The following is a 17157-nucleotide window of genomic DNA, read 5'->3' as shown; positions in this document are numbered from 1 at the left end:
GCGCGTCGCGACTTCGTCCGAAGGGGACGAGTCCCCTCACGAGTGGCTTCGTCGACGGTGACTTCTCCGAACCCGGGGGTACCCGGAGCCCGGCTCGCGCTCACCCGCCGGACTCCCGCGGAGCGGGATCGGTGCCCGGGACTCCCGAAGGGGCGCCCGCCCCGGACGGCGAGAGCCCGGGGTGGGCGGCGGGTGTCAGCGGGACGGGGGCGTGGCGACCGGGGTCCAGCGGACGCCCTTCCAGGTGCCGTCGGCGGTAGCGCTGCGACCGACCACGACGCCGTGGTTGTTCAGCGCGACCGGCGTGCTGTGGGTGCCGCCCAGCGAGTCGAGGTAGGTGAGCCGCCCGTCGCGCCAGAGGAACACGCGGGTCGACGAGTGGTCCGGCGACGAGGCGTGCCCGATGACGTCGCCGCGCTCGTTGATCGCGGTCGCCACGGAGTTGCCGGGCACGCCGAGGTCGACCTGCTTGCCGCCGGCGGGCCACAGCACCGCGCGGGACGTGCCGTTGTCCAGCACCCAGCCGACCGCGTCGCCGCGCTCGTTGAGGGACTGCTCGCCGTGGGCGAGCCGGCCGCTCTCCGACAGGACGGTCACCTCCTCGCCGTCCCAGCGCAGCGCCACCATGCCCCGGTTGGCGACGACCACACCGGCCTCGTTGATCGCCTCCGGGTCGTACGTGCCGTAGCCCGGACCGGGTTCCAGCTCCGCGCACGCGCCGCCGGTGCAGCGGAACGCACCGAACTCCTGGAAGGAGGCGGAGGCGTAGCTCGCCGCGACGACACCGGCGTCGTTGATCGCGTACGTCGACACGTGGTCACCGGCCACCGGCAGCTCCACGTGCCGCTCGCCGTCCCACACGGCGGCGTGCTGCTCGCCCCGGGCCGACGTGGCGTACGACATCGGCACGGTGCCGTCGTCGTTGATCACGTGCGCCAGTGCCCACGCGGCTCCCGGCGGGGCGATGACCTTCCGCTGACCCGCGAACCAGACCCAGGGCTTCTGCGTGTCCGGCACGCCGTCGGAGGTCAACCCGAGCACCTTGCCGTTCCGGTTGATCGCGCCGGCCAGACCGGGGCCGAGGTCGGTCGCACCGCCGCGCGGCGCCCACAGCACCGCGCGCGTCAGCCCGTCGCCCTGGGCGCTGCCGATGACCTGGCCGAGGTCGTTGACACCGGTGGGGTGGTAGCCGAGGGTGCCGGGCAGGCCGGTGACGGCCGGCAGTTCGGCGATGACGTGCGTGGCGGACGCGACCGCCGCGGGAGTGGTGGCCAGTGGCAGGGCTGTCGCGAGCGCCAACACGGCCAGCGACGCGCGTAAGTCGGGCATGATCGCTCCGTTGCGAGTATGTCCTGAAGTGGTACTGGATCGATCAACGGTAATCCCCGCGCGCCCGCGGCGGTGTCGGCCGGACAGCGCAACGGTCCGCGGAACCCCTGGGCCGCACGGAGGTCCGCGGATCGCCGGGTCCTGTCCCGGTGTGCCGGGGTCGGGTGTGCGCACCGGTTGTCGCCCGCGGGGCGTGAGGTGCCGCGGTCGCGGGTGGTGGCGGCGTTGGAGGCCGGGAAGGCCGAGGGTGCGGTGATCGCGTGTGTCGACCGCATCGGTCGGGCCGGCAACCCGGCCGGTGCCTGCCCGGCAACCCCCGGCCCGGATCTCGACTCGATACGCCGGAGGCTCGATGAATGCCCGGCGCGCCGACTTTCCGGGGTGTACCACCTAATGGGTGATTACGGGCTGGCGCGGATAATTTTCAGGTGACGTTCGGTAATTCATGCTTTTCGGTGAAAAAAGGAATACTCCAACCCGCCGGGCACGACCTCCGACATCATGGAACCCGGCACCGGACACGGCGGACCACGGGAAACCCATCCGGTGGCGCGTCGTCGTCATCGATGGGAGAAGTGCAAGTGAACCGTTCTCAGGCGGCGTTGAGCCGAGTCGACCTCGTATTCGCGTTGTTCGACGCCAACGGCTCCGGCCAGATCGACGCTGACGACTTCGAGGTCATGGCGCGCCGGGTGGTCGACGCGGCGCCGCAGTCCGACGCGGCGGCGAAGGAGGCGATGGCCGCGGCGTTCCACCGCTACTGGAAGACCCTGGTCGAGGAGCTGGACGACGACCGCGACGACAGCATCACCCGGGAGGAGTTCGAGGACGTCGTGCTGTCCCCCGAGCGGTTCGAGCCCACGATCGACGAGTTCGCCCGCTCGCTGGCCCGGTTGGGCGACCCGGACGGCGACGGTCTGATCGAGCGCCGGGTGTTCACCGCGCTGATGACCGCCATCGGGTTCGAGCAGCAGAACATCGACGCGCTCTTCGACGCCCTGGAGCCCGACCGGGACGACCGGATCTCCGTGTCGAGCTGGGTGGAGAGCATCAAGGAGTTCTACCGACCGGACGCGGCCGGCATCCCCGGCGACCGGTTGGCGTCGAGCGTCGCCGGATGACGGCAGGCGTCGGACTCGCCGTGGGCCGGGGCACGGGCCCCGAACTCGCGGCCGTCTTCGAACGGGTGGCGGACCGGCTCGGCCGACTGCACGGCGTCGAGCCGACCATCACCCGCTCACCCCGGCTCTACCACTCCTACCACTCGTTGCGCGCCGAAGCCGGCGGGATCGCGGACGTGCGCCGGCTCACCGAGGACGACGCCGAGCACTACGAGCGGTTCTGCCGGGCCCAGGCCCGCAGGGGCGTCACCGCGGTGTTCCGCACGGCCGTCAACGCGCAGTCGCTGTACCTGGTGAGGCAGCGCCTGCGGGCGGTGAAGGTCGACGTCATCTCGGCACCGGGCTCCCCGCCCGACGCGGCGCTGCTGCTCGTCCGGGACCAGGCCCAGGGCTTCTACACCGGTGAGAACCGGCACGCGCCGGGCGTGGTCACCCGCACGATGCGGTTCAGCCAGGACGTCACCGACGAGGTGATCGCCCACGCCCTGGCGCGTGGCTGGCGGCAGTGGCCGGACGGCGGCCCCGACCGGGTCGTCATGGCCTACAAGTTCCACCTGCTCGACGGCGCCCTCGACGACTGGGTGCGCGCCGCGGCCGAGCGCCACCAAGTCCGGATCGAGCTGAGCCAACCCGACACGGTGAACAGGAACCTGATCCAGCACGGGTTGCCGAGGCGGACGGTCCTCGTCGCCGGCAACGAGTGGGGCGACATCATGCACGTGGTCCTGCTGGACCGCTACGGCGAGGACAAGCAGGAGAACCGCTGCACCGAGAACGCCTACCTGCACCCGGACCTGGCCGGGCTGGTGGAGTACCAGACCGTGCACGGCTCCGCCGACGACCTGACCGGTCGCGACACGGTCAACCCGGTGGCCACCGTGCGGGCGGCGGCGGCCGTCGTCGAACGGCACTGCGGCGGCACGGGCGCGATCGAGTCGGTGGAACGCGCGCTCGCCGCCGTGACCGCCCGCGGCGTGCGCACCCCCGACCTCGGCGGGCGGCACTCCACCACCGCCGTCGTCGACGCGCTGCTCACCGAGCTGTCCCACCGGTACGGCGGGCGGTCGATGAGGCTGGAGGCGGGTTCGTGACCCGGACGGCGTTGGTCGTCGTGGACCTGCAGAACGACTTCTGCACCGGACCGGCCGCGACGGCCCGGTACCGCCGGGACCCCGCACGCCTGGACGCGGTGACGACCAACGCCGCGCGGGCGGTCGAGCTGGCGCGCGCCCGCGGCACCGAGGTGGTGTTCGTCCGCTTCGTCGGCGACGTCGGGCACCAGGGCCCGAGCTGGCGGCGGCGCAACGAACGCGACCACCGGGCGCCGACCTGCCTCGAAGGCACCCGGGGCGCGGAGTTCCACAAGGTCGCGCCGGCGCCGGGAGAGCTCGTGGTCACCAAGCACGCGTGCTTCGACGCGTTCCTGGCCACCGGCTTCGAGGAACACCTGCTGCGGCGCGGCATCGAGCACCTGGTGTTCGCCGGGGTGTACGCGGACGTGTGCGTGGACTCGACCGCCCGCACCGCCTTCCAGAAGGGCTGGCACATCACGCTCCTGGTCGACTGCACCACCAGCCTGCTGCACCGCGACGAGGACACCGTGCGGTTCATGGTCGACCTGTACGGGGCCCGCGCCACCACCCACGACCGCCCCGACACGTGGTGCGACCCCCCCACCGGGAGCGAGGAGTCCACCGGGAGCGAGGAGTCCGCCGGGAGCGAGGAGTCCGCCGGGAGCGAGGACGAACGGTGCTCGGTGACGGCGTCGCGCTGACCGCGCTGATGGTCGCGGCGGCCCGCGCGATCGAAACCCACCGCCCGGACTCCCTCGCCGGCGACGCCTACGCCGAGCACTTCGTCCGAGCCGCACCCGCGTCCGCGGACTGGCCCGCGCACCCGCGCGACGTCCCGGGCGGCGACGCGAACCCGCTGTGGGGCAGGCTCGCCCGCTACTTCGGGCTGCGCACCAGGGTGCTGGACGACGTCGTGCTCGCCGCGGGCAACCGCCAGGCCGTGCTGCTCGGCGCCGGCCTGGACACCAGGGCCTTCCGCCTCGACTGGCCACCCGGCTCCGTCGTCTTCGAACTCGACCGGGCCCCGGTGCTGGCCTTCAAGCAGCAGGTCCTCGACGGCCTCGGCGCGCGCCCGCGCGTCACCCGCCACCCGGTGACCGCCGACCTCCGCGACGACTGGGCGCGGCTCCTGCCCGGCTTCCGGCCGGAGGAGCCCACGACCTGGCTGGCCGAGGGCCTGCTGCTGTACCTGCCCGGCGACGCCGAACGCCTGCTGATCGACACCGTGGACCGCCTGTCCGCGCCCGGCAGCACCCTGGCCTACGAGGTCAAGCTGGTCCGGGAGCACCCCGCGGTGCGCGACAACCCCGTCTACACCTCGACCAAGGCCCAGACCGGCATCGACCTGCTCGCCCTGTTCAGCGACGAACCGCGACCCGACTCGGCGGCCACCCTGACCGCGCGCGGCTGGACGACCCGGGTCCGCACCCCGTTCGACTTCACCCACCGGCACGGCCGCGGACCACTCCCCGAACCCCACGACGCGCTGGCGGCCAACCGCTGGGTCACCGCCACGAAGACCTGACCCGACGCGCCCGTCCCGCGGACCCGCCGGGTCACCCGCGCCGGTCCGCCCCGCCCGTCAGTTCGCCCCGCCCGTCAGCGCGAACGACCGCAGCTTCCAGGTGGCGCCGACCGTGCCCGCCACGGCGAACACCGACGCCATGACCAGCGCGGTGGGCACCGACAGGGTCGAGGCGATCAGCGGGGTGTCGCCGATCGCGTCCGCGATGGCCGTCGCGTGCTGGCGGACGCTGAACACGCGGGCGCCGTCGACGAACGACACCAGCAGGTTCTCCCACAGCACGATGTAGACGAGGCCGACCGCGACCGGGCGCTTGGTCGCCACGCTCAGGGCCAGGAACAGGGCGCTGTAGGCCAAGGCGCCGAGGGCCGCGCCGGCGACCAGGCCGATCGCCAGCGCGCCGGAGCCCGCGATGACGGCCGCGACGGCCAGCGGCAGGGCGGTGGCCGCGGTGGTCACCAGCCAGGCCACCAGGAGCTTGGACAGGATGATCTCCGAGCGCGGCAGCGGCTTGGTGATCAGGTGGGTGATGGTGCCGTCGTCGATCTCCAGGCCGAGCACGCTGCTGCCGACGATCAGCGCGGTCAGCGGCAGGATGACCGCGAGGCCGAGGTTGGAGAAGACCAGCGGGCCCCAGTCGGACGGGGTCGCGTACTCGTCCTCCTCGGTGACGCTCAGCAGGGTGAGCCCGATCAGGATGATCGGCATGGGGAGCAGCAGGAGCACGCGCCTGCGGCCGAGGAGGGCCCGCACCGTGAGCCGGGTGATCGTCGGGTTCATGTGGTCACCAGGTAGGAGAAGACCTTCTCGAGGGACTCGTCCGAAGGCAGGATCGTGGTCAGCCGGATGTCCCGCTCCCGGGCGAGCTTGGCCAGGGCGCGGGTGAAGGTGCCGTAGTCGCTGGTGTGCACCTGGAGACCCGCCTCGGCGATGCTCACCCCGGAGACCGACGGCTCGGCCATCAGCGCCGTCGCGAGGAGGCGGTCGTCGGAGGAGGCGATGGTGAACACGTGCGGCCGGGTGGTCATCAACCGCCGGATGTGCCGGTAGTCGCCGGAGGCGGCGAGCCTGCCCGCCACGATCACCTGCACGGTGCCGGAGAGCTGCTCGACCTCCTCCAGGATGTGGGAGCTGAACACGATGGTCCGCCCCTGCCCGGCCATGCCGTCGAGCAGTTCCATCATGTGCATCCGCTGCCGGGGGTCCATGCCGTTGAACGGTTCGTCCAGCAGCAGCACGTCCGGGTCGTGCACGAGCGCCGCGGCGACCCGGCTCCGCTGACGCATCCCCTTGGAGTAGGTGGAGATCGGGCGGTCCTGCGCGTCGCGCAGGTCCACCACGTCCAGCGCGGCGCGGGCGGCGGCCCGGGGGTCGGGGAGCTTGTGCAGCCTGGCGCTGGCCAGGACGAACTCCCACGCGGTGAGGAACCCCGGCACGCTCTCGCGCTCGGTCACCAGGCCGAGCTCGCGGTACACGCCGGGGTTGGCCCACGCGGGCTCACCGCCGATCGTGACCTCGCCCTGCGACGGGGCCAGCAGGCCCGCCATCAGGTGCAGCACGGTGGTCTTGCCCGCGCCGTTGGGGCCGAGCAGGCCGGTCAGGCCGGGGCCGATCGACAACGTCACGTCGTTGACCGCGACCACGTTGCCGTACCAGCGGGAGACGCCCGCGAGTTCCACCGTGTTCACGACTTCACCCCCTTGTACCGCCACACCGCGGCCGTCGTGCCGAGCGCGGTGAGCGCGAGCGCGACCAGGCCGTACACCGGTCCGAACGAGCCGATCGGGACGAGGCTGACGTCCGCCCCGAACAGCCACTGGTCCACGCCGTTGAGCAGGCTGTTCGGGTCGAGCAGCCCGGCGAGCCGGCCGATCGTCCCGGGGTCCAGCTCGCGCAGGACGGCCGAGATCGGGGCGGTGAGCAGGAAGACGCCGATGATCATGCCGGTGGCGAACACCCGGCGCCCCGACAGCGACGCGATCGGCAGTCCCAGTGCCGCCAGCAGCGCGGCGTGGACGGCCGCGGCGAGCAGGCCGACGAGCAGCCCGCCGAACTCCTCCAGCACGCCGGGGACGCCGTCGTCGGTGCCGAAGGCCATGCCGATGAACATGACCAGCATGGGCGCCGCGAACAGCAGGAACGTCGCGGTGGCCAGCGCGGCGACCTTGGTCAGCGCGTAGCTCGCCCGGCTCAGCGGACGGGACAGGTACAGCTGCACCAGGTTCGTGCGCAGGTCCACCGACACCAGTTCCGGCGCGACCACGGCGACGAACACCGCCGCGGCGAAGGTGAAGGTGGAGGCGATGCCGACGTGGTCGAGCACCGGTTCGGGCAGTTGGCTGTTGATGATCACGATGATCAGCGAGGCGAGGCAGGCCAGGCCGACCAGCCCGATCGGCAGCACCTTCGCCCACGGGCTGCGGCCGAGGCCGTAGGCGCTGCGGACGCTGTGGACGTACAGCGCGCGGGCCGAGTGGCCGGGGCCGAGCCTCGGGCCGGTGTAGCGCTGGTAGCCGATGTCGTGGATGACGCCGGACTCAGACACGGGACACCTCCCGCGCGGGGCGGTCGCGGAACAGGTCGGCGACCTGGTGCCGCTGGCGTTCGAGCCGGTGCAGGCTGAGGTCGAGGTCCGCGACGGCGTCCCGGATGAGGTCGTACACCGCGCCGTCGTCCTGCCCGAGGCGGACGGTCAGCACGCGGTTCTCGCGGCGCACGTCCACGCCCCCGGCGGTGAGCGCGGCGGCCAGCCGCTCGGCGCCCTCGTCGACCTCGACGACGAGCAGGTCGTTGTGCTCGGTCATCGACGACAGCGTCGCCGAGCGCAGGAGGGTGCCCGCGTCGATGGCGACCAACGACGTGCAGATCCGCTCGATCTCGCCGAGCAGGTGGGAGCAGACCACCACCGAGATGCCGAACTCGGTGCCGATGCGGTGCACCAGGTCGAGCATCGCCCGCCTGCCCGCCGGGTCGAGCCCGTTGGTGGGTTCGTCGAGGAGCAGCAGCTCGGGGTCGTGGACCAGCGCCTGCGCGAGCTTGACCCGCTGCTTCATGCCGGTGGAGTACCCGCCGATCCGGCGGTAGCGCTCCTCGTAGAGCCCGACGTGCCGCAGCGTCTCCGAGGCCCGCTCCCGCGCCGCCGCGGCGGGCAGGCCGCTGATCCGCGCCATGTGCGTGACGAACTCCGCGGCGATCATGTCGGGCGGCAGGCAGTCGTGCTCGGGCATGTAGCCGACCTTCGCCCGGACCCGCTCCCCGTCCGCGACCGGGTCGAGGCCGAGCACGCGGATCCGCCCGCTGGTCGGCGTGAGCAGCCCCAGCGCGAGCTTGATCAGCGTGGTCTTCCCCGCGCCGTTGACCCCGACCAAGCCGACGACACCCGCTTCGACGTCCAGCGTCAGGTCCGCCAGGGCGGTCACCCCGCCGTCGTAGCGCATTCCCAGCGCGGTGGTCTCGATGAGTGGCACACGAGGACCCTAGGCCGCCCGTCCAGTCGCCACATCGGGCTGCCCCCTGAGCCCGACGGCCCCCGACCCCTAAGGGTGGTCGGCGCGGTGCGGTCGACGCGCCGTCGGTCGTGCCCGGGTTCACGCCGGGGCGGCGTCCGCGCTCGGGTCCGGACAGGGCTCGAAGGCGGGTGCCTGGGGGACACCCGCCTTCGAGCGGCACCCCGCGGTCAGCCGGTGGCGACGACGGGGAGGTCGGCCACGACCTCGGCGAGCAGCCGGTAGGACCGCAGGCGGTCGGCCGGGTCGTGGGTCGGGGTGTTCACCACCAGCTCGTCCACCCCGTGCTCGTCCGCCAGCTCGACCAGGCTGCCGCGGACCTGCTCGGGGGTGCCGCTGACCAGGGCGTGCGCGTTGTGGGCGGCACGGTCCTGTTCCAGGTCCGACCACGCGTGCGCGGCGACCCGGTCGGGGTCGGGCATCGGCTCGTCGTGGCCGAGGTCGCGGCGGGCGCGCCACAGCAGCAGTGCCAGGGACAGCCGCCTCGCCTCCGCCTCGGTGTCGGCGACCAGCACCCGCACGGCGACCGCGCCGCGGGGACGGGCGGCGGCGCGGTAGCGGGTCATCGCCCCCACGCCGGGTCCCGGGTTGAGGAAGTGGGCGAAGCAGTAGGCGGTGCCCAGCTCGGCGGCCGTCGCCGCCGACCCGGTACTGGCGCCGAGCAGCCACAGCGGCGGGCCGTCGGGCAGCCGCGCCAGCAGCTCCACGAGCTTCCGCGGGAAGTCGGCGGCGGGACCACCGGCCCGCCCGACGCCCAGGTCCACGCGGCCGGGGTGCAGGGCGGACAGGACCGAGAACACCTCGGCGACCTTCGCCGGCTGGTACCGGGGCAGCAGCACGCCCCCGCTGCCGACGCGCATCGACGACGTCGCCGCCAGCACCCCGCCCATCGCGATCTCCGGCGCGGTGCCGGCGAACGCCGCCGACCCGTGGTGCTCCGCGACCCAGAACCGGTGGTAGCCCAGGGGTTCGACGGCGCGCGCCAGGTCGACGGTGGCCCGCAGCGCCTCGGCGCGGGTGCCGCCCTCGGGCACGGGGGACTGGTCGAGGACCGACAGCAGCACGGGCGCTACCTCCCCGCCGTGGTCGCCGGCACGATCCGGTAGTCCGCCTGGAACACCAGGTTGTGCAGGTCGGCCGACGCGATGGCGCGCAGGGTCGGCGCCTCGGCCTCGGCCTGGTCGGCGTCGAACACGTTGAGCGGCCACTCGCCGACCGTGCCGCCGCTGAGGTGCGGGTGGTGGAACCCGCTGCCGTAGTGGGCGCGCAGCACGACCGGCGCCACGCCCGAGGCGACCTGCTCGGCCCACGACAGCGTCCACAGGGCGTGGACGCCGCCGCCGGAGGAGTCGATCAGGCCGGTGCCGGACACGGTGCCGGTGTCCAGCAGCAGCTCCGCGTTCAGCTCGCCCAGGACGCGGCGCGCGACCGGGTCGAGCAGGTCCACCGCGGCGGCGAACAGCCTTTCCTTCTCCTGCCTGGTCACCGCGCCGCCGCCGTGGTCGCCGTCGCGCAGGTCCGCGAAGTGCCGCAGCAGGGCGTGGTGGTGAACGGTCGTCACGGGAGCTCCTCGGTCGGGGCGGCGCCGGTGCGGGCACCGCTCGAAGCGATGTCGTGCGTCGCGATGTCGCGCAGGGCCTGCCCGAGCGCCGCGCGCAGGCGGCTGTCGCCGGAGCGCAGGAACTCCCCGTGCCCCATCTGCGTGAACTCGTGCAGCCGGGTGGGGACGTCCGCCTCGGTGAGCCTGGCCGCGTACTCCAGCACGTCGTCGGCGACGGGGTCCCCGTCGCCGACGAGCAGGACCGAGAACGGCAACCCGGTGAGGTCGTCGCTGTGCCAGGGGGTCGCGGGCGGGTCGAGCAGCGGGGTCGGGCCCAGGTAGGCCCGCCAGGAGGAGCGCAGGTCGGTGCGGTTGGGGAAGTCGTCGCGCCGGTACGAGGACGCGCCGCACTCGGGGTCCAGTGGCGGGTAGGCCAGCAGCTGCGCGACCGGCGCGTGGGCCAGGCCGCGCAGGGCGAGGGCCACGCTGGCGGCGATCGTCCCGCCCGCGCTGTCCCCGCCGACGGCGACCGGTCCGCCGATCCGCTCCGACGCCCAGCGCACCACCGCGGCCACGTCGGACAGCGGGGCCGGGTGGGGGTGGGCGGGGGCGACGCGGTAGCCGACGCTGACCACGTTCCACCCGCCGAGCGCGGCCACGTCGGCGCACGGCTCGTGCCACCCGGCCACCGAGCCGCCGGTCCAGCTGCCGCCGTGCGCCCAGACCAGGGTGCCCCGCCCGCCCTCGGAGGGACGGAACACCCGGACCGGCCTGCCCGCGGCGATCGTGTCGCCCCACGCCACCGCGGCGCCTGGGGTCACGAGACCTCCTCGGTCGCGCGGGCCGGCAGGAACGCCGCGATCAGCACGGCCGCCAGCACGCACAGGGCGGCGTTGACCCAGATGGCGGTGACGACACCGCTGAGCACCGACGACGCGGTCTCCCCGCCGAGGGCGTTGACGCGGGCCGCGGCGATGGCGCTCATGATCGGGATGCCCATCGCGATGCCGACCTGCTGGCTCATCGTGGCCAGGCCGGTCGCGAGGCCCTGCTCGGCGTCGGGCAGCCCGGAGGTGGCCGTCACCATGAAGCCGACGATCGCGATCAGGTTGGCGACACCGCCGGTGAAGGTGAGGACCAGCAGCAGCGGCATCCAGCCGGACGTCGGTCCGAGCAGGACCAGGGGCAGCGTCGAGGCGGCCTGGAAGGCGAACCCGGCGATGATGGTGTTCCTGGACCCGAGCCTGCCGATGACCCTGGGCGCGACCACGCCGCCGATCACGGTGCCGATGCCGAGCACGGCGAACGACAGGCCGGCCGCCAGCGGCGTGAAGCCCAGGACCTTCTGCAGGTACAGGGTCAGCAGGAACACCAGCGACGTCTCGGTGATGAACGCCAGCAGGCCCGCGACGTTGCCCCAGCCGACGTTGCGGCGGCCGAGGATCGCGACCGGCACCAGCGGCTGCGCGACGCGCTTCTCCACCGCCCAGAACGCCACCAGCAGCAGGGCGCCCACCACGAGCGAGCCCAGCGCGACCGGGTTGGTCCAGCCGTGCTCGCCGGCCTGCGTCAACCCGAAGACGATCGCCAGCAGGCCGAGGGTGACGGTGAGGGCGCCCGGCAGGTCCAGGCGGACGCGCCCGGAGGGGCGGCTCTCGCTCACCACCATCGGCGCGACGACCAGCACCAGCACCGCGACCGGCACGTTGATCAGGAACGCCCAGCGCCAGCTGAGCAGGTCGGTGAGCAGGCCGCCGAGGATGGCGCCGGTGGTGAACCCGGCCGCCATCAGCGCGCCGTTGAGGCCCAGCGCGCGGTCGCGCAGCTTGCCCTCGGGGAACGAGGTGGTCAGCAGGGACAGCGCGGCCGGGGTGACGGCGGCGGTCGCGAGGCCCTGGGCGACGCGGGCGACCAGCAGCAGCGTCGGGTCCTGGGCGAGGCCGCCCGCCAGGGACGCGACCCCGAGCAGGGCCATGCCGCCCAGGAACAGCCGCCGCCGCCCGAAGAGGTCGGCGACGCGCCCGAACAGCAGGGTGAAGCCCGCCGCGCACAGCGCGAACGACGTGGCGACCCACTGGAGGTTCTCCAGCGAGAAGCCGACCTCGGCGCCGATCGCGGGCAGCGCCACGTTGAGGATGGAGAAGTCCACCGCCAGCGTGAAGCTCGCGGTGAGCAGGAGGACCAGGACGAGCCGCTGGCGACCGCCCATCCGCTCGGGCGGCGACGCCCCGATCACCGTGCTCTCGGTGTTCTCGACCGTTGACATCGCGGTTCCCTTCGTGCGTGGTGTTGTGGGGACCCACGATGTCGGCGCGCACGGGCACCAACCAGGACCCTGGCGAGCCGACCACTGGCGTGGGTAGCACTGCTGGGGACAGGCGGAGCCGGCGGTCGCCGGCGACCATGGGCAGGTCAACTCCCGAACTGGAGGACCTGGGGATGGACCTGCGCCTTGCTGGAAAGGTGTTCCTGGTTACCGGCGCGTCGGCGGGCATCGGGGAGGCGACCGTGCGGGTCCTCGACGCGGAGGGCGCGATCGCGGTGGGCCTGTCGCGCAAGCCCGTGCGCGACGGCGACATCGCGGCGGACGTCACCGACCCGGCCGCGGCGACCGCGGCGGTGGCCGAGGTGCTGGCCCGGCACGGGCGGTTGGACGGCCTGGTCAACAACGCGGGCGGGGTGGAGCCCCGGACGGGGTTCCTGGACGTCGCCGACGACGACTGGGCGTGGACGTTCGAGCTGAACCTGCACTCGCTGGTGCGGTTCAGCCGGGCGGCGCTGCCGGCGCTGGTCGAGCACGGCGGCGCGCTGGTGCACGTGGCCAGCGAGGCGGCCCGGTTCCCCGAGCACCCGATGGTCGACTACGCCGCGGCCAAGACCGCCGTGCTGTCGGTGTCGAAGTCGCTGGCCTCCGAGTTCGGCCGGCGCGGCGTGCGGTCGAACGTGGTCTCGCCCGGCCCCACGAGGACGTGGCTGTGGGACCGCCCCGGCGGCTTCGCGGAGAAGCTGGGGGAGCGGTTCGGGCTGCCCGTGGAGGAGGCCGTCGAGCACTTCGTGCGCGACGTGCGCGGCCTGCCCACGGGACGCGTCGGCGACGCCGACGAGGTCGCCGGGGTGATCGCCTACCTGCTGTCCCCGCTGGCCCGCCAGGTGACCGGCGCGGAGTGGACGATCGACGGCGGCGCGCTGCGCCAGGTCTGACCACCCCGGCGGGGCCCGTCCCCGCCGTCGTCCCCGGCGGGAGGGTTCCCGCCGGTACCTCCGGCGGCCCAGTCGACCGCCGTCCCGAGCCGCACACCCTGGGGGATCGGCCATGTCCGCAGCTCTTCTCGCGCTCGCCGCGGGCGCGTTCGGCATAGGCACCACGGAGTTCGTGATCGTCGGCCTGCTGCCGGAGGTCGCCCTCGACCTGGGGGTGTCGATCCCGGCGGCCGGCCTGCTGGTCTCCGGCTACGCGCTGAGCGTCGTGGTCGGCGCGCCGCTGATGACCGCGCTGGGGTCGCGCCTGCCGCGCAAGACCGTGCTGCTGGCGCTGATGGGCGTGTTCGTCCTGGGCAACGCGCTGTGCGCGGTGGCCGAGGACTACGCCATGTTGATGGTGGGGCGCGCGGTGGCGGCGCTGTGCCACGGCGCGTTCTTCGGCATCGGCTCGGTGGTGGCCGCCTCGCTGGTCCGGCCGGACCGGCAGGCGGGGGCCATCGCGCTGATGTTCTCCGGTCTCACGCTGGCCAACGTGCTGGGCGTGCCGCTGGGCGCGTTCATCGGCCAGGCGCACGGCTGGCGCTCGACGTTCTGGGCCGTGACCGCGCTCGGCGTGGTGGGCCTGGTCGGCGTCGCGGCGCTGGTGCCGCGGCAACCGCGGCCGACCGCGGGCCTGCGCGGCGAGCTGGCCGTGTTCACCCGGCCGCTGGTGTGGTTGTCCCTGCTGACGACGACGCTGGGGTTCGCGGGCGTCTTCGCGTCGTTCACCTACCTCGCGCCCATGATGACCGGTCTGGCCGGTTTTTCCCCCGGTGCGGTGGCGTGGTTGCTGGTGCTGTTCGGCGCCGGGCTGTGCGTGGGCAACTTCGTGGGCGGCAAGGCAGCCGACCGGGCGCTGATGCCCACCACCTACGTCGTGCTGGGGCTGCTCGCCCTGGTGCTCACGGCCTTCTTCTTCGCCACCTCGTCACCCGTGCCCGCCGCGGTGGCGGTGTTCCTGCTGGGCGTCACGGGGTTCGCCACCGTCCCCGCGTTGCAGATGCGCGTGATGCGCACCGCCGAAGGCGCGCCGGCGCTGGCGTCGGCGGCGAACATCGCCGCGTTCAACCTGGGCAACGCGCTGGGCGCGTGGCTGAGCGGGGTGGCGATCGACGCGGGCGGCGGGTACGCGATACCGAATTTGATCGGGGCGGCCCTGGTCGTCGCGGGATTGGGCGCGGCGGTGCTTTCCGGGGCCGTTGACCGGAAGCGCTTGGGACAACAGGGCGCGTCCGCCGGGTCCGGTCAGCCGATATCCGCTTGAGCCCGTTCTGCAACGCTTTGCACTCGCAGCCGGGGGACACCTTGTTGCCTCCTTGCGAAACACGAGCTTTACCTGTTAGTTGTTGACGAACCGACGCAATGCCCCGAAGAATCGTTTACGCGATTGTCCGGTACCACGTGCCGGTTCATGACATCCCGTCATATCTTGAGAAATGAGTCATCGATGCTGGGGAACTCGAACACATCACGCCGCTCGTTGTTAGTGGGGGCTGCCGCCGCCCTCGGAGCAGGGGCCGTGGCAGCCGTACCCGGCACCTCGGCCGCGACCCCGGCCGAGGAGGCCGCGTCGCGAGCCGCCGGGCCCACGATCCGCGCCGACGACCCGCGCTACGCCGAACTGCGCACGGGCAACAACCAGCGCTACGTGGCCGAGCCCGACTACGTGCGCCTGATCACCTCCCCCCAGGACGCCGAACGCGCCGTGCGCGACGCCGTGGCCGCGGGCAAGCGGGTGTCCCTGCGCGGTGGCGGCCACTGCTTCGCCGACTACGTCTGCCACTCCGAGACCGAGGCCATCCTCGACGTCTCGCCCATGACCGGCATCGCGTACGACGCCGAGCGCCGCGCGTTCGTCGTCGAGGCGGGCGCGCGCCTGGTGAACGTCTACGAGGCGCTGTTCAAGAACTGGAACGTCACCGTCCCCGGCGGGATCTGCTACGGCGTCGGCGTCGCCGGCCACGTCTCGGGCGGCGGCTTCGGCCTGCTCTCCCGCGCACACGGCCTCACCGTGGACCACCTGTACGCCGTCGAGGTCGTCGTGGTCGACCGCCACCGCCGGGTCCGCCGCGTCATCGCCAGCCGCGAGGCCGACGACCCCAACCGCGACCTGTGGTGGGCGCACACCGGCGGGGGCGGCGGCAGCTTCGGCCTGATCACCCGCTACTGGTTCCGCTCGCCCGACGCGCACGGGACGAAGCCGGAGGACCAGCTCGTCAGCCCGCCGTCGACGGTGCTGGTCAGCGCCATCGAGTTCCCGTGGGACGAGATGGACCGCACGTCGTTCGCCCGGCTGATCTCCAACTTCGACTCCTGGCACCTGGCCAACTCGGCCCCGGACTCGCCGTTCGTCCACCTGAGCAGCCTGTTCAACGTCAGCGCCAAGGCGCACGGCGGGCTGGGGATGTTCACGCAGGTCGACGCCACCGTGCCGGGCGCGCGGCAGCTGCTGTCGGACTACCTGGCCGCGATCACCGCCGGCGTGGGGGTGACGCCGCGCTCGGCGAACCGGGCGATCGGCGAGATCGGGCCGCTGCCCGGGTACGAGGCGCCGCGCGAGCTGCCGTGGCTCCAGGCCACCCGCCTGGTCGGCACCAACAACCCGACCATCACCAACCCGACCTCGCGCGGGGCGCACAAGTCGGCGTACATGCTCGCCGCGTTCACGCCCGAGCAGATCACCACGCTCTACGACTACATGACCCGCCCGGATTTCACGAACCCGGACACGATGCTGGTGCTGTTCTCCTCCGGCGGCCGGGTGAACGCCGTGGCCCCCGACGCCACCGCCACCGCCCAGCGGAACTCCACCTACAAGATGTGCTTCCAGACGTTCTGGGAACGGCCCGAGGACGACGATTTCTACCTGGGCTGGCTGCGGGGCCTCTATTCCGATTTCTTCGCGGAGACCGGCGGCGTGCCGGTGCCCGGCGAGCGGACGGACGGCTGTTACGTCAACTACGCGGACAACGACATGGCGGACCCGGCGCACAACCGCTCGGGCGTGTCGTGGGAACAGCTCTACTTCAAGGAGAACTTCCCGCGACTGCGTGAGGTCAAGCGCCGTTACGACCCCACGGACTACTTCCGCCACTCGATGTCGATCTCGCCGGCGTGATCGCGGTCCAGGGCCCGGCCGGCGTCGCGTCCACGACCGCCGGGCCGTACCACGAGGACGGCACGCCCCTCACCTTCGCCAACCGGATCGCGCTGGCCGAGCAGATGCTCCGCTCCTGCCCGGAGTCGTCGGACCGCGGCGTGGCCGCGACGACGGGGCTGTCCGCCGGCACGGTGGCGGCGATCCGGGTCCGCACGGGGACACCCGCCGCGGCCCGGATCGGCAGGGACGGCCGGGTGCGGCCGGTGAGCTGCGCGGACGGCCGCAAGGCGGCGGCCCGCTACCTGACCCGCTACCCGAAGGCGACGCTGCGCGAGGTGGCGCGGGCCGCCGGGATCTCCGTCGGCACGGCGCGCGACGTGCGGACGAGGCTGCGCCGCGGTGAGGAGATCGTGCCGTCGCGGGGCCGCACCGACCGCGGTCCCGTGCGGGCGGTGCGGACCACCCCGGCCTCGGACAGCCGCGCGGCGCTCGCCCTCCTGCGCCACGACCCGTCCCTGCGCGGGGCGCAGGACGGCAGGCTGCTGCTGCGGCTGCTGGACGCCCACGCCGCCGTGGGCGACTGGCGGCGCCTGGCCGAGACGCTGCCCGCGCACTGCGTGGACCTCGTGGTCGACCTGGCCGCGGAGTGCGCGGGCGGGTGGGTGAAGCTCGCCACGCAGCTCGACCACCGGCGGCGCGCGGTCGGCGCCTGACACGGTCGGT

General features: G+C 73.3%; 17 protein-coding genes. 8 read left to right on the top strand and 9 right to left on the bottom strand.

What is annotated here, in order from left to right:
- Positions 1-195: 195 nt before the first annotated feature.
- Entirely contained in the window at positions 196-1329 is a 1134-nt protein-coding gene (locus ACRAKJ_RS25415) for a hypothetical protein (protein WP_438920811.1), read from the bottom strand.
- 581 nt (positions 1330-1910) lie between these two features.
- Here ACRAKJ_RS25415 and ACRAKJ_RS25410 point away from each other — a divergent pair.
- The 4 genes from ACRAKJ_RS25410 to ACRAKJ_RS25395 are packed head-to-tail and all read left to right on the top strand — an operon-like array spanning position 1911 to position 5048.
- Positions 1911-2450 (top strand): EF-hand domain-containing protein, encoded by a 540-nt coding sequence (locus ACRAKJ_RS25410; protein ID WP_438920812.1) that lies wholly within the window; start codon positions 1911-1913, stop codon positions 2448-2450.
- Positions 2447-3541 (top strand): isocitrate/isopropylmalate family dehydrogenase, encoded by a 1095-nt coding sequence (locus ACRAKJ_RS25405; RefSeq protein WP_438920813.1) that lies wholly within the window; start codon positions 2447-2449, stop codon positions 3539-3541. The genes ACRAKJ_RS25410 and ACRAKJ_RS25405 overlap by 4 nt, the downstream gene beginning before the upstream one ends.
- Complete coding sequence (locus ACRAKJ_RS25400; protein ID WP_438920814.1) at positions 3538-4224, top strand: isochorismatase family protein; 687 nt, start codon at positions 3538-3540, stop codon at positions 4222-4224. Before ACRAKJ_RS25405 ends, ACRAKJ_RS25400 begins: the two co-directional genes overlap by 4 nt.
- On the top strand, positions 4200-5048 hold the full coding sequence (locus ACRAKJ_RS25395; RefSeq protein WP_438920815.1) for an SAM-dependent methyltransferase: 849 nt from the start codon (positions 4200-4202) through the stop codon (positions 5046-5048). Before ACRAKJ_RS25400 ends, ACRAKJ_RS25395 begins: the two co-directional genes overlap by 25 nt.
- 57 nt (positions 5049-5105) lie before the next feature.
- Here the strand turns inward: ACRAKJ_RS25395 and ACRAKJ_RS25390 are convergent, their stop codons facing one another.
- The 8 genes from ACRAKJ_RS25390 to ACRAKJ_RS25355 all read right to left on the bottom strand — a co-directional run bounded on the left by ACRAKJ_RS25390 (position 5106) and on the right by ACRAKJ_RS25355 (position 12360).
- A complete protein-coding gene (locus ACRAKJ_RS25390) occupies positions 5106-5828 on the bottom strand; it encodes an ABC transporter permease (RefSeq protein WP_438920816.1) in 723 nt (240 codons plus the stop codon).
- Positions 5825-6736, bottom strand: coding sequence for an ATP-binding cassette domain-containing protein (locus ACRAKJ_RS25385; RefSeq protein WP_438920817.1), 912 nt, complete (start codon positions 6734-6736; stop codon positions 5825-5827). Before ACRAKJ_RS25385 ends, ACRAKJ_RS25390 begins: the two co-directional genes overlap by 4 nt.
- Complete coding sequence (locus tag ACRAKJ_RS25380) at positions 6733-7593, bottom strand: hypothetical protein (protein ID WP_438920818.1); 861 nt, start codon at positions 7591-7593, stop codon at positions 6733-6735. Before ACRAKJ_RS25380 ends, ACRAKJ_RS25385 begins: the two co-directional genes overlap by 4 nt.
- The gene (locus tag ACRAKJ_RS25375) at positions 7586-8515 is read right to left on the bottom strand and encodes an ATP-binding cassette domain-containing protein (RefSeq protein ID WP_438920819.1); all 930 of its coding nucleotides are present in this window, start codon (positions 8513-8515) and stop codon (positions 7586-7588) included. Before ACRAKJ_RS25375 ends, ACRAKJ_RS25380 begins: the two co-directional genes overlap by 8 nt.
- A gap of 209 nt (positions 8516-8724) precedes the next feature.
- Positions 8725-9618 carry an MsnO8 family LLM class oxidoreductase gene (locus tag ACRAKJ_RS25370; RefSeq protein WP_438920820.1) on the bottom strand — a complete coding sequence of 298 codons (894 nt, stop codon included), beginning with the start codon at positions 9616-9618 and terminating at the stop codon, positions 8725-8727.
- Between the two features lie 5 nt (positions 9619-9623).
- Positions 9624-10115, bottom strand: a complete 492-nt coding sequence (locus tag ACRAKJ_RS25365; RefSeq protein ID WP_438920821.1) for a hypothetical protein — start codon at positions 10113-10115, stop codon at positions 9624-9626.
- Entirely contained in the window at positions 10112-10915 is an 804-nt protein-coding gene (locus ACRAKJ_RS25360) for an alpha/beta hydrolase fold domain-containing protein (RefSeq protein WP_438920822.1), read from the bottom strand. Before ACRAKJ_RS25360 ends, ACRAKJ_RS25365 begins: the two co-directional genes overlap by 4 nt.
- Entirely contained in the window at positions 10912-12360 is a 1449-nt protein-coding gene (locus ACRAKJ_RS25355; protein WP_438920823.1) for an MFS transporter, read from the bottom strand. The genes ACRAKJ_RS25360 and ACRAKJ_RS25355 overlap by 4 nt, the downstream gene beginning before the upstream one ends.
- Before the next feature lie 137 nt (positions 12361-12497).
- Between ACRAKJ_RS25355 and ACRAKJ_RS25350 the strand changes: the two genes are divergently transcribed.
- From ACRAKJ_RS25350 to ACRAKJ_RS25335, 4 genes are all read left to right on the top strand, one after another.
- Positions 12498-13295, top strand: a complete 798-nt coding sequence (locus ACRAKJ_RS25350) for an SDR family oxidoreductase (protein WP_438920824.1) — start codon at positions 12498-12500, stop codon at positions 13293-13295.
- A 112-nt stretch (positions 13296-13407) separates the two neighbouring features.
- Positions 13408-14598: an MFS transporter gene (locus tag ACRAKJ_RS25345; protein ID WP_438920825.1), complete on the top strand. Its 1191-nt coding sequence runs from the start codon at positions 13408-13410 to the stop codon at positions 14596-14598.
- Between the two features lie 255 nt (positions 14599-14853).
- Positions 14854-16452, top strand: a complete 1599-nt coding sequence (locus tag ACRAKJ_RS25340) for an FAD-dependent oxidoreductase (protein ID WP_438920826.1) — start codon at positions 14854-14856, stop codon at positions 16450-16452.
- Positions 16449-17147, top strand: coding sequence for a hypothetical protein (locus ACRAKJ_RS25335; protein WP_438920827.1), 699 nt, complete (start codon positions 16449-16451; stop codon positions 17145-17147). Before ACRAKJ_RS25340 ends, ACRAKJ_RS25335 begins: the two co-directional genes overlap by 4 nt.
- The last annotated feature ends 10 nt before the right edge of the window (positions 17148-17157 follow it).

The organism is Saccharothrix sp. DSM 118769 (assembly GCF_052936295.1).
Note: the sequence above shows the minus strand (reverse complement) of the source record. Positions and strands in the feature narration are given on the sequence as shown.

What these genes read in the sequence shown, in the direction of transcription:
- ACRAKJ_RS25415 (WP_438920811.1), bottom strand. Translation starts at nt 1,329, where the DNA reads ATGCCCGACTTACGCGCGTCGCTGGCCGTGTTGGCGCTCGCGACAGCC.
- ACRAKJ_RS25405 (WP_438920813.1), top strand. Translation starts at nt 2,447, where the DNA reads ATGACGGCAGGCGTCGGACTCGCCGTGGGCCGGGGCACGGGCCCCGAA.
- ACRAKJ_RS25390 (WP_438920816.1), bottom strand. Translation starts at nt 5,828, where the DNA reads ATGAACCCGACGATCACCCGGCTCACGGTGCGGGCCCTCCTCGGCCGC.
- ACRAKJ_RS25355 (WP_438920823.1), bottom strand. Translation starts at nt 12,360, where the DNA reads ATGTCAACGGTCGAGAACACCGAGAGCACGGTGATCGGGGCGTCGCCG.
- ACRAKJ_RS25350 (WP_438920824.1), top strand. Translation starts at nt 12,498, where the DNA reads ATGGGCAGGTCAACTCCCGAACTGGAGGACCTGGGGATGGACCTGCGC.
- ACRAKJ_RS25345 (WP_438920825.1), top strand. Translation starts at nt 13,408, where the DNA reads ATGTCCGCAGCTCTTCTCGCGCTCGCCGCGGGCGCGTTCGGCATAGGC.